Source organism: Carboxydocella sp. ULO1, from assembly GCF_002049255.1.
Lineage (GTDB): Bacteria > Bacillota.
In genome coordinates, this window is the sequence record NZ_BDLQ01000002.1 from 27,461 (window position 1) to 39,898 (window position 12,438).

12 protein-coding genes and 1 rRNA gene are annotated in these 12,438 nt (G+C 48.9%); all 13 read left to right on the plus strand.

The annotated features are described in order from the left end of the window. The first annotated feature begins 4 nt into the window (after positions 1-4). Positions 5-856 (plus strand): pantoate--beta-alanine ligase, encoded by an 852-nt coding sequence (gene panC / locus ULO1_RS00270; protein WP_079932628.1) that lies wholly within the window; start codon positions 5-7, stop codon positions 854-856. After that, positions 856-1,239 (plus strand): aspartate 1-decarboxylase, encoded by a 384-nt coding sequence (gene panD / locus ULO1_RS00275; RefSeq protein ID WP_078666188.1) that lies wholly within the window; start codon positions 856-858, stop codon positions 1,237-1,239. The genes panC and panD overlap by 1 nt, the downstream gene beginning before the upstream one ends. A 64-nt stretch (positions 1,240-1,303) precedes the next feature. Beyond that, positions 1,304-2,227: a quinolinate synthase NadA gene (gene nadA, locus ULO1_RS00280; RefSeq protein ID WP_079932631.1), complete on the plus strand. Its 924-nt coding sequence runs from the start codon at positions 1,304-1,306 to the stop codon at positions 2,225-2,227. A 17-nt stretch (positions 2,228-2,244) separates the two neighbouring features. After that, positions 2,245-3,852, plus strand: a complete 1,608-nt coding sequence (nadB, locus tag ULO1_RS00285) for an L-aspartate oxidase (protein ID WP_079932633.1) — start codon at positions 2,245-2,247, stop codon at positions 3,850-3,852. Beyond that, entirely contained in the window at positions 3,852-4,724 is an 873-nt protein-coding gene (nadC, locus tag ULO1_RS00290; protein ID WP_078666191.1) for a carboxylating nicotinate-nucleotide diphosphorylase, read from the plus strand. Before nadB ends, nadC begins: the two co-directional genes overlap by 1 nt. 6 nt (positions 4,725-4,730) lie before the next feature. Continuing rightward, positions 4,731-5,738 carry a biotin--[acetyl-CoA-carboxylase] ligase gene (locus ULO1_RS00295; RefSeq protein ID WP_079932635.1) on the plus strand — a complete coding sequence of 336 codons (1,008 nt, stop codon included), beginning with the start codon at positions 4,731-4,733 and terminating at the stop codon, positions 5,736-5,738. Next, positions 5,722-6,513 carry a type III pantothenate kinase gene (locus tag ULO1_RS00300; protein WP_078666193.1) on the plus strand — a complete coding sequence of 264 codons (792 nt, stop codon included), beginning with the start codon at positions 5,722-5,724 and terminating at the stop codon, positions 6,511-6,513. Before ULO1_RS00295 ends, ULO1_RS00300 begins: the two co-directional genes overlap by 17 nt. Before the next feature lie 3 nt (positions 6,514-6,516). Further along, positions 6,517-7,485, plus strand: coding sequence for a tRNA dihydrouridine synthase DusB (dusB, locus tag ULO1_RS00305; protein WP_079932637.1), 969 nt, complete (start codon positions 6,517-6,519; stop codon positions 7,483-7,485). Between the two features lie 70 nt (positions 7,486-7,555). After that, positions 7,556-8,458, plus strand: a complete 903-nt coding sequence (locus tag ULO1_RS00310) for a quinate 5-dehydrogenase (protein ID WP_079932639.1) — start codon at positions 7,556-7,558, stop codon at positions 8,456-8,458. A 21-nt stretch (positions 8,459-8,479) separates the two neighbouring features. Further along, the gene (locus ULO1_RS00315; RefSeq protein ID WP_143325388.1) at positions 8,480-9,589 is read left to right on the plus strand and encodes a shikimate dehydrogenase; all 1,110 of its coding nucleotides are present in this window, start codon (positions 8,480-8,482) and stop codon (positions 9,587-9,589) included. Positions 9,590-9,655: 66 nt separating this feature from the next. Next, on the plus strand, positions 9,656-10,126 hold the full coding sequence (gene greA / locus ULO1_RS00320; RefSeq protein WP_078666197.1) for a transcription elongation factor GreA: 471 nt from the start codon (positions 9,656-9,658) through the stop codon (positions 10,124-10,126). 53 nt (positions 10,127-10,179) lie between these two features. Beyond that, a complete protein-coding gene (gene lysS, locus ULO1_RS00325) occupies positions 10,180-11,652 on the plus strand; it encodes a lysine--tRNA ligase (RefSeq protein ID WP_078666198.1) in 1,473 nt (490 codons plus the stop codon). Between the two features lie 581 nt (positions 11,653-12,233). Beyond that, positions 12,234-12,438 (plus strand): 16S ribosomal RNA (locus ULO1_RS00330); the annotation flags it as partial.

Consider the following 12,438-nt stretch of genomic DNA (forward strand, 5'->3'; position numbering starts at 1 on the left):
GAGCATGGAGATTATCACTTCGGTAAGGGAAATGCAGGCACTGGCCCGGAAATGGCGCCAGGGAGGGAAAAGCATTGGCTTTGTCCCTACCATGGGTTATTTGCATGAAGGCCATTTGACCTTGATGCGCAAGGCCAGGACGGAAAATGAGATTACAGTGGCCAGCATTTTTGTCAATCCCCTGCAATTCGGGGTAGGGGAGGATTATGAAGAATACCCCCGGGATCTGGAGCGGGATGCTCCGCTGGCAGAGGCGGCTGGAGTGGATTATCTGTTTGTTCCTACCGTGCGGGAGATGTATCCTCGAGGTTATCAGACTTTTGTTGAGGTGACTGAGGTAACCCGGGGACTGTGTGGAGCTAGCCGGCCGGGGCATTTTCGAGGAGTCACTACTGTGGTTATGAAGCTGTTCAATATTGTTAAACCTGATCGGGCCTATTTTGGCTGGAAAGATGCCCAGCAGGTGCAGGTTATCAGGCGGATGGTGGAGGATTTGAATCTGGATGTAGAGATAATCCCGGTGCCCATTGTCCGGGAAGCTGATGGACTGGCTCTCAGTTCTCGCAATGTTTATCTCGAGCCCGAGGAAAGGAAGGCCGCTCTGGTATTGTCCCGGAGTCTTAAGCGGGCGGAAGAGCTGGTAGCTCAAGGGGAACGGCAACCAGAGGTTATCAAGGAACAGGTAAAGCAGATGATTGAAGCCGAACCGCTGGCGCAGATTGATTATGTGGAACTGGTAGCTTTGCCGGATTTGACCCCGCTGGAACAGTTACAGGGGCAAGCTTTGCTGGCTCTGGCAGTACGGATTGGTAAAACCCGTTTAATTGATAATACCGTTTTGGAGGTTGAAGGCTAGTGTTCAGAACCATGATGAAATCCAAAATTCACCGGGCGACCGTAACTGAAGCCAACCTGAATTATGTAGGAAGCATTACTATAGATGCAGCTTTAATGGAAGCGGCCGATATTCTGCCCAATGAAAAGGTGCAAGTGGTTAATAATAATAATGGCGCCCGTTTGGAAACCTATGTCATAGAGGGGCCGCGCTATTCCGGGGTTATTTGTTTAAATGGCGCTGCGGCGCGGATGGTTCAGCCTGGTGATAAAATTATCATTATTTCCTATATGCTGGTGGATGACCGGGAGGCCAGAGAATATCAGCCCAAAGTGGTGTTTGTGGATGATCAGAACCGGATTTTGGATACCGCCAATCTGGAACGGCATGGGGAAATTCGTTGAAATGGCGCAATATTCTTGCTATGATGAACATAGGACAAACTATGCTGTTTAAGGAGAGAAAGAAATGGAACAATATGAAGTTAGCCGATGGCAAGAAGAGATACGGCGTTTGAAAAAGGAACGGAATGCTGTTATTCTGGCTCATTACTATCAACGCCCTGAAGTCCAGGATGTGGCTGATTTTATCGGGGATTCCCTGCAATTAAGCCAGCAGGCAGCTGCTACTGATGCGGATGTGATTGTCTTTTGCGGTGTGCATTTTATGGCTGAAAGTGCAGCCATTCTGTCACCGGATAAAATTGTGCTTTTACCGGAGGAAAGGGCCGGCTGTCCCATGGCGGATATGGTTACTGCAGAAGCCTTACGGCAGAAGAAACAGGAGCATCCGGAGGCAGTAGTTGTTTGTTATGTCAATTCGGCTGCTGATGTCAAGGCGGAAAGCGATATCTGTTGCACTTCTTCCAATGCTGTCAAGGTAGTCAACAGCTTGCCGCCGGAGCAACCCATTTTGTTTATTCCCGATAAAAACCTGGGCAACTGGGTGGCCCGTCAAACTGGACGGAATAATATTATCCTCTGGGAAGGCTGGTGTAATACCCATGACCGGCTGACCAGAGAGGATATTCTGGCTGCTAAAGAGGCCCATCCCGAGGCCCTGGTACTGGTTCATCCGGAATGCCGTCCTGATGTGGTTGACCTGGCTGATGGTGTGTTCAGCACCGCCGGGATTATCAATTATGCCCGTAATAGTGAGGCCCGGGAGTTTATTATCGGGACGGAAAGCGGGATTTTGCACCAGTTACAAAAAACCTGCCCGGACAAACAGTTTTATCTGGCATCCAATACATTAATCTGTCCCAACATGAAATCGACGACTCTCCCCAAAGTCAAATATGCTTTGGAGGAAATGGAGCCGCGCATTACCGTGCTACCGGAAATCCGGGACAGGGCGTTAAATGCTCTGGAAAGAATGCTGGCCATCCGGTAGTTTAGGAGGAAAGAGGGTTGAGGGTTGATTATCTGGTAGATTTCCGTTTGGATGCTCTCCCGGTAGAAACTGCCGATTATATTGTAGTGGGCAGCGGTATTGCCGGGCTCTATACGGCGATTAAGGCAGCTGAACATGGCAAAGTCATCCTGTTGACCAAAAAAGGTTTAGGGGATACCAATACCGATCATGCCCAGGGAGGTATTGCCGCTGTTTTTGACCAGGAAGAGGATTCGCCGGAATTGCATAAAGCTGATACGCTGGCAGCAGGAGCAGGCCTGTGTGACCTGGAGGCAGTAGAAGTACTGGTGACTGAGGGGCCGGAACGGGTAAAAGAATTGATTGCTATGGGGGCGGATTTTGACCGCACTGAAGGAGGCCATATCTCTTTGACCCGGGAGGGGGCCCATAGTCGGCGTCGTATCCTTCATGCCCGGGGAGATGCCACCGGGGAAGAGATTCAGCGTACTCTAACCCGACAGGTGAAAAGGGAGCAGAAGATTGATCTCAGGGAAAATCATTTTGTGGTGGACCTGCTGGTCTGGGATGAACGCTGCAGAGGGGTTCTGGCCTATGATGAAGAGGATCAGCTCCGCTGTTTTCTGGGGAAATTTGTTGTCCTGGCCACTGGAGGCGGCGGCCGGCTCTATCGTAACACCACCAATCCCGAAGTAGCTACCGGAGATGGGTTTGCTATTGCCTATCGGGCCGGAGCAGCGGTGATGGATATGGAGTTTGTCCAGTTTCATCCTACGGCGCTGATGGTACCGGGGGCTGCTTTTTTCCTGATTTCCGAAGCGGTCAGGGGAGAAGGGGCATATTTGCGTAACCATAAAGGGGAACGATTCATGATCCATTACCATCCCCTGGCAGAACTGGCTCCCCGGGATGTAGTAGCCAGAGCAATTGTTCAGGAGTTGCTGAAATCAGGGGAAGATCATGTTTATCTGGACCTGCGCCATTTAACTCCGGATCGGGTCAGGCAGCGTTTCCCCAAAATTACCGCTACCTGCCGGCGATTTGGCCTTGACCTGGCGACGGACCTGATTCCAGTGGCACCAGCGGCTCATTATTTTATGGGCGGCATTAAAACCGATATCAATGGTGCTACCACGCTGCCGGGGCTATATGCCTGTGGGGAGACTGCCTGTGTTGGTGTTCATGGTGCCAATCGGCTGGCCAGCAATTCCCTGCTTGATGGCCTGGTTTTTGGAGGCAGAATAGTGGAGGCGACCAGGGGGCAGTTGGAGACAGTGGTATTGCCCCGGGATCTGCCTGAACTGGAATTGAGGAGATCGGAGCAGGTGCTATCCAGGCCGCTACCAGAAATGGTAGAGGAACTGCAGGAAATCATGTGGCAGCATGTTGGGCTGGTGCGGACGGCGGCAGGCTTGAAAGCGGCTCTGGCCCGGATTGAGGCAGGTAAAAAGGATTTAAGCGGACCTTTACAAGGGCGGGATGCCTGTCAAACTGCCAATATGTACTGGACGGCCGGGCTGGTGGCACAAGCGGCTCTGATACGTACTGAAAGCCGGGGTGGTCACTATCGCAGTGATTACCCATTTACCGATGATGCTCACTGGCTCAAGCGGGTGGTATTAAAATATGATGGAGGCCAGGAATGATGTTACAGCGTTTCTTGGTAGAGGATATTATTAAACGGGCCCTGCAAGAGGATTTGGCCTGGGGGGATGTAACTACCGAAGCTACTGTTGACCCGGATTTGTTAGGTACTGCCTATATTTATGCCAAGCAGGAAGGGGTAGTTGCGGGCTTACAGGTAGCAGCCTGGACCTTTCAGATGCTGGAGCCCCGGGTGCTAGTGGATTTCCTGTGCCGTGACGGGGAACTGGTGACTTACGGGCAACGGTTATTAAAAATAGAGGGACCTGTGCGGGCCATTCTTTCTGCTGAACGGGTAGCATTGAATTTATTGCAAAGGATGTCGGGTATAGCTACCCAGACCCGGCGACTGGTTGAAGCTCTGGCCGGATATAAAATTAAACTGGTGGATACCCGCAAAACGACTCCGGGCTTGCGAATTCTGGAAAAATACGCGGTCAGGGTAGGGGGTGGAGCCAACCACCGTTTTGGCCTGGCAGATTGTGTATTGATTAAGGATAACCATATTAAAGCCGCCGGAGGCATTAAGGCGGCAGTGAATAAAGCCAGGCAAAGAGTAGGTCATACCATGAAAATCGAGGTAGAGGTGGAAAATCTAACCCAGGTGCAGGAGGCTTTGCAGGCTGGAGCAGATATAATCATGCTGGATAATATGAATATAAACACAATCACAGAGGCGGTGGCTCTGGCTAAAGGCAAAGCGATTCTGGAAGTTTCCGGGGGTATGGATCTGGAAAAAGCGCGACAGGCCGCCGAATTGGGGGTAGACCTGGTAAGTGTAGGCAGTCTTACCCATTCAGTGAAGGCGATGGATATCAGTCTGGATCTATTTACCAGCAAGATTTCCACCTTTACGGCCGGAGAGGAAGATTAACTGGCCATGAAAGAAAAAATCCTGGAAATGTTACTGGCTAGTCCGGGAAAGCCTATCTCAGGGGAGGAAATATCCCGTTTGCTTGGGATTTCCCGTGCAGCTATCTGGAAACATATTCAAGCCCTGCGGGCAGAGGGGTATGAAATTGAATCCCGAACCCGACAGGGCTATCGGCTTTTGCAACAGCCCGACCTTTTAACGGGGCAGAGTATCTGGCCTTATCTGATAGCGGATTTACGGGAACGCATTAAAATCTTTCATTTTCACCAGCTGGATTCTACTAACATTTATGCCCGTAAACTGGCTACGGCCGGGGCACCGGAAGGCACTGTAGTTATAGCTGAAAGCCAGTGGGCGGGCAAGGGGCGCAAAGGCCGCAGCTGGCAGTCAGCCTCAGGCAAGGGGATGTGGTTAACTCTCGTTTTACGGCCGCCTATCCTGCCTCGGCAAACTACATTATTACCTTTACTGACAGCGGTGGCAGTGGTGGAAGCGGTGGAAAAAACGGTGCCTGGAGCGGCATGCGGAATTAAATGGCCCAATGATGTGTTGGCGCAAAATCGGAAGCTGGCTGGTATATTAACAGAAATGAGCGCAGAACTTGATATGGTCAATTTCGTCCTGGTGGGTGTAGGGGTTAATCTTAACCAGGATGAGGAAGATTTTGCGCCTGATTTGCTTGGTACAGCTATTTCTCTGAAACAGCTGGCAGGCGATAAAGTCAATCGCGGCCAGTTTACTGCTGCTTTTATTAATGCCTTCTGGAAGCTATATGAGCGCTATTTACAGGAGGGGGCCCAGGCAGTACTGGGGCCCTGGCGTCAAAAGGCGCTGGTGCTGGGAAAAGAGGTTATCATTCATGAATATACCGGTGACTGGGCGGGTATGGCCCTGGATATTGATGAGGAAGGGGCTTTGCTGGTTCGTGATGAGCAGCAACAAATACGCCGGGTTTTAGCTGGAGATGTTACTTTACGGCTCGGGGAGGGGCAAAAAAATGATACTGGTTTTTGATGTGGGAAATACCAATATTGTTCTGGGGGTCTATGAAGAGGGAGAGCTGATTAGACATTGGCGGGTAACTACTGACCGGCACCGGACAGCAGATGAGTATGGAATGCTGATTTTTAATCTTTTTGCTCATAGCAACCTGAAACCACAGGATATAAAAGCCATTGTCATTTCCTCGGTTGTACCACCGGTAATGCCGGCACTAGAACGCATGTCCCGCCGCTATTTCAAAATTAATCCTCTCGTAGTGGGGCCGGGGGTAAAAACTGGAATGCCCATCAAATACGATAATCCGCGGGAAGTGGGGGCAGACCGCATTGTCAATGCTATTGCCGGTTATGACCTGTATGGCGGGCCCTTGATTATCGTTGATTTTGGTACAGCTACCACTTTTTGTGCCATTTCCCGCCAGGGTGAGTATCTTGGTGGAGCGATTGCGCCGGGAATTGGCATTTCGGCAGAAGCTCTGTTTTCCAGAGCGGCCAAGTTGCCACGGATTGAGTTAGCCAAGCCTAAAACAGTGATTTGTAAAAATACCGTGAGCAGTATGCAATCCGGGGTTATCTATGGTTTTGTCGGTCAGGTCGATGAAATAGTGCGCAGAATGAAGAAAGAACTAGGGGGAGAGGCTTTTGTAGTGGCAACCGGCGGTCTGGCGGGTATGATTGCCTCTGAAAGCAGCACTATCGACAAAGTGGATCCCTATTTGACTCTTACTGGTCTGTACTATATTTATCAACGCAACAAGGATCACTGGCAGTTTGAAATGGAGGAATAGTCAATGAAAATTGGTGGAGTCAGGCTGGCCAATCGGGTTTTTGCTGCGCCGATGGCTGGTGTGACGGACCGCTCTTTTCGCCAGCTGGCCCGTGAAATGGGCTGTGGTCTGGTTTATACGGAAATGATTTCTGATCTGGCTTTGCTGTATAGCAATAAAAAGACACTGGAAATGTTGGACATAGGTGATGAGCCCAAACCTATAGCGGTACAGATTTTTGGCTCCCGACCGGAAGAGATGGCCCGCGCAGCAGAGCTGGTAGAAGAGGCAGGAGCGACTATTATTGATATCAATATGGGGTGTCCGGCGCCAAAGATTGTCAGAAACAATGAAGGGGCCGCCCTCATGCGTGATCCTGAACTGGCGGGGCGGATTGTGGAGGCGGTTTGTTCGGCGGTAAAAGTGCCGGTTACTGTGAAGATGCGCAAAGGCTGGGACGAGAATTCAGTAAATGTCCTGGAGGTGGCCAAAATTGTGGAGGCTGCCGGTGCTAAAGCGGTAACCATCCATGGGCGTACCCGCAGCCAAATGTATAGTGGCCAGGCGGATTGGCGCATTATCGCAGCAGTTAAAACTGAATTGAAAATACCGGTAATAGGCAATGGGGATATCTGGACTCCCCAGGATGCGGCGCGTATGCTGGCTGAAACTGGTTGCGATGCTGTGATGATTGGCCGGGGCGCCCTGGGCAATCCCTGGATTTTTCGCCGTACAGTTCACTACCTGGCAACCGGTGAACTGTTGCCGGAGCCGACGGCTGCTGAAAAGGTACAAATGGCCAAAAGGCATCTGGATCTGTTACTGGCGGAAAAGGGAGAATATATTGCGGTTAGGGAAATGCGTAAACATGCAGCCTGGTATGTTAAAGGATTACGGGAAGCCACCCGTTTGCGAGAAGAAATCAATAAGGCAACTTCGGCCCAGGAAGTTAAAGATTGTTTAGACCAGTATCTTGCTCACCTGTCTAGGTGAGTATTTTTTTTCGCCAGGTAAGGAATAATTATGGGTAATCGGAATTTATTAGTGATAGGAGGTTAAGGACATGTTAAAAGTAGTGAGCATAAGCCTGGGTTCTTCCAGTCGCAATCATACTGTGGAGACGGAAATTGGCGGTAAAAAAATAATGTTAAGCCGTCTGGGTACAGATGGGGATTGGCTAAAAGCACGGCAATTGTTTTGTGAATTGGATGGCAAAGTGGATGCCTTTGGTCTGGGGGGAATGGATTTGTATGTTTATATTGCCGGTAAAAGATACACTTTCCGGCAGGCAGTCAGGTTGATCGAAGGGGTACATACGCCGGTTCTGGATGGAAGCGGGCTGAAAAACACCCTGGAGAAACATGTTATTAATCTATTACAGGAGGAAGGGATAGTTAAGTTCGTTGATAAAAAAATTTTGCTGGTTTCCGGGGCGGATCGTTTTGGTATGGCAGAAGCTTTGATACAGACTGGAGCCCAGGTGGTTTTCGGGGATTTATTATTTGGCCTGGGATTGCCTTTTCCTATGTATAATTACCAGACTTTCTGCCGCGTGGCCCAGATGGTTTTGCCGCTGATTACCCAAATGCCTTTTTCTTTGCTCTATCCAACTGGAGAAAAGCAGACTGTCAATACTCCTAAGTTTACCCGCTTCTTCGCAGAGGCGGATATCATAGCTGGAGATTTTCTGTTTATCAAACGCTATATGCCCGAAAAACTGGAGAGGAAAATTATTATAACCAATACGGTAACCGCTGCTGATATCAAGGAATTAGCAGATAGGGGAGTACATAAAGTTATTACTACCACACCTGAATTTCAAGGCCGTTCTTTTGGAACCAATGTGCTGGAAGCTATGCTGGTAGCCCTAAGCGGAGCGAAAACAGCTTTAACCGCTGAAGAGTATCTGGAAATAATCCAGCGTTTTGAAATCAGGCCGAGGGTGGTGGATCTAAGGGTAGCTTAAAAGTAAATGGAGGGATGGGGATTGTCGGGTTTTGCTTTTATACTTCACCCTCTGAAGGTGGGGGATTATTACCGCAAATTCCCCTGGGCACGTTTTTTACCGGAAAAATGGGCCGAGCGGGGTTTGGCTCATTTGCCCCCGCTGGTCCTGGGCAAAATCGAAGGTCTGCCAGTGGAGGGCTGGCTGATCAGTTGTCCCTTAACCACGACCATGCTTGTAAATCAATCCTATCCCAAGGTGCACCGGGTCTTACTCAAGTCAGGTCAGCTGGCGACAAAACTTGGGGCCAAAATAGTAGGCCTGGGAGCTTTTACTGCTGTGGTGGGCAATGGCGGGAGGGAGCTGGCCGAGGAATTGCCCATCGCTGTTACCACTGGCAACAGTTATACGGTGGCGACAGCTGTCGAGGGGCTGGAGACAGCAGCTAAATTGGTAGGGTATGATATCAGTAAGGAGGAAGTAGCTGTAATAGGCGCTACTGGCTCTATAGGGCGAGTATGTGCCTTTTTGTTAGCCAGAAAATTCCCCTACTTAAACCTGGTGGGAAGAGACCAGCGAAAACTGGAACGGGTGGCCCGGGATCTTTTGCGAGAAACGGGAGTAGCTGCGGCTATTACTACTGATGTGGCTAAAGCTTTAAGGCGATCGGCCCTGGTAATATCTGCGACCAGCAGCCGGGATGTTGTTATCCATCCTGCTCACCTAAGGCCAGGAGCGATTGTCTGTGATGTGGCCCGCCCCCGGGATGTGGCACGGGAGGTAAATGAGGCAAGGCCGGATGTACTGGTAATTGATGGCGGCCTGGTAGAGGGCCCCGCCGGTCTCGTTTCTACCTTTAACTTCGGTTTACCGGCAGGAACCTTTTATGCCTGCATGGCGGAGACGATGATTCTGGCACTGGAAGGACATTATCAAAATTATTCCCTTGGTAAAGAATTAACTATTGAACAGGTTGAGAAAATAGCGATGCTGGCTCAAAAACATGGATTCAGGCTAAGCAGGTTACGCAGTTTTGATCAACCGCTGGCCGAGGAGAAAATTAACAGAATAAAAACAATTGTGGCTGCCTATAATAATGGTCGCCTGCAGCCGTTGAATCCTGCGGAATTTCTTGACAATGCAGGTAGCTAATTTTATAATTAAAAATTAAGGTGTGTTGGTTCCTGGTTTAACCTGCACAAAAAAGGAGAGAGATATATGGAAAAAGAAGTTATTTTAACCCCAGAGGGATATCGGAAATTGGAAGAGGAACTGGAGGAACTGAAAACAGTCAAGCGTCGTGAAGTAGCTGAAAGGATTAAGCAGGCTATAGAATTTGGCGATATAAGTGAAAACTCCGAGTATGAAGATGCCAAAAATGCTCAGGCATTCATCGAAGGGCGGATCTTGACTCTAGAAAAGATGCTGCGCAATGCTCGCGTAATCAATGAAGGGGATATCCACACCGATGAAGTAAGCCTGGGTAGCAGGGTATTGCTTAAAGACCTGGAATTTGGCGATGAGGTAGAATATTCGATCGTAGGCACGGCGGAAGCAGACCCTGCTCAAAATAAGATTTCCAATGTTTCGCCGGTAGGTAAAGCGATTCTGGGAAGACGCAAAGGAGAAATTGTAGAAGTAGACGTCCCGGCAGGTAAGCTGAGATATCAAATTCTCGATATTCACTAGGCAGACAACCGGCTGTGTAGCCGGTATTTCCTTTTTCATTAGGAGGGACAAGCATGGAAACACAGGAACGGGAATTAAATGAGCTGCTACTGGTAAGAAGAGAAAAACTACAGGAATTGCGTAATAAAGGGATTGAGCCATTTGGTGGCAAATTTGAGCGTACCCACTTAAGCCAGGAAATTATCGATAACTTTGGTGAGTTAGAGGGACAAAAGGTTATCATTGCAGGGCGAATCATGGCCAAAAGAGGCCATGGCAAGGCATCATTTGCTCATCTTCAGGATGGGGCAGGTTTGATTCAAATTTACGTCAGAGTTAATGATGTTGGAGAAGAAAACTATGAACTCTTTGTTAAAGCTGATATAGGCGATATTATCGGAGTGGAAGGAACAGTATTCAAAACCCAGAGGGGTGAAATCACTGTTTCTGCTACAAAAGTGACTATGCTGGCCAAATCCCTGCGGCCTCTTCCGGAAAAGTGGCATGGTCTAAAGGATGTTGAATTGCGTTATCGCCAACGCTATGTAGATTTGATTGTGAACCCGGAAGTTAAGCAAACTTTTATTTTACGCAGCAGAATTATCCGGGCCATCCGCAACTTCCTGGACCAAAAGGGCTTCCTGGAAGTGGAAACACCCATGATGCAGCCCATTGCAGGGGGAGCAGCTGCCCGCCCCTTCATTACCCATCATAATGCCCTTGACATGACGTTATATTTGCGGATAGCACCAGAACTGTATTTAAAAAGGTTACTGGTTGGCGGCTTTGAGAAAGTATATGAAATAAACCGTAACTTTAGAAACGAAGGCATTTCTACAAAACATAATCCGGAGTTCACTATGCTTGAGTTATACCAGGCCTATGCTGATTACAATGATATGATGAGGTTGACGGAGGAGCTGATTTCTACTGTCGCTCAAGAGGTTCTTGGTACGACTCGAATTGTTTATCAAGGGACTGAAATAGACCTAGCGCCCCCCTGGCGAAGAGTCCCTATGCTGGAGGCAATTAAAGAGCACACTGGTATTGACTTTACAAGAATTAATACCGATGAAGAAGCACTGCAAGCTGCTAAATCGGTAGGCGTAGAGCTAGATAAACAGGCTACGCGCGGAGATGTTATTAATGAGGTATTTGAAGCAAAAGTTGAACCTCATTTAATTCAACCTACATTTATTATCGGGCATCCGGTTGAAATTTCCCCTCTGGCTAAGCGTAATGCGGAAGATCCGCGCTACACTGACCGGTTTGAGTTATTTATTTTCGCCCGCGAAATGGCCAATGCTTTTTCTGAATTAAATGACCCTATTGATCAAAAAGAGCGCTTTTTGAAACAAGTTGAAAAGCGTAGCGCCGGCGACGATGAGGCTCATATGATGGATGAGGATTACATAAATGCACTGGAATATGGAATGCCGCCTGCTGGTGGACTGGGTATCGGTATCGACCGGCTGGTGATGCTATTAACCGACTCGCCATCAATACGGGATGTTATCTTATTTCCTCATATGCGTCCAAGGGATTAAAGAGCAGCGAAAGCTGCTCGTTTTTTATGAAAGAAAGAGTATGGATGAAGAGTTTTAAAAAAACAGCAGATTATGAAAACTGCACAGTATTGCGACCAAGGTCAGATGATGATATATTATGTCTTGTCGCGGCGCTGAGGAAGCGCGATTGACAGACAGGAAGAGTAATGTTAGAATAATTTTCGCAAACCGCAGCAAAAAGTGTTGACAAAGACATAAAGCTGTGGTATGATAACAGACGTCGCTGATACGAGGTTCGAAGTTCGAGGTACGAAGTTCGAACAGGAAAGCAACAATACTGAGGTTGATTAGAGGCGAGCAGATGACGCAGTAATGCGAAGCCTATAATCAACCGAGCTAAATGAGGTTTTTTAGAAGCGAGTATGACAAGGCGCCAGCAAGGAGAGGCCGCAGGCGTACTGGAGGTACGTCGAGGACCTCGACGCAGACGGGAACGCAGTCAGACGAAGCTTATAAAAAACCGAACAGATCCTTGAAAACTGAACAGGATGTTCTACACCGTAAAACGGACTCGTCAGTTTCACGAGTAACTAAATTTCGGATAAAAACTTTTCGAGATATATTCGGAGAGTTTGATCCTGGCTCAGGATGAACGCTGGCGGCGTGCCTAACACATGCAAGTCGAGCGGAGCCATGAGGGAGCTTGCTCCTGAGTGGCTTAGCGGCGGACGGGTGAGTAACGCGTGAGCAACCTGCCCTTCAGACAGGGATAACACCGCGAAAGTGGTGCTAATACCTGGTACACTCTTTGCATCGCATGAAGCA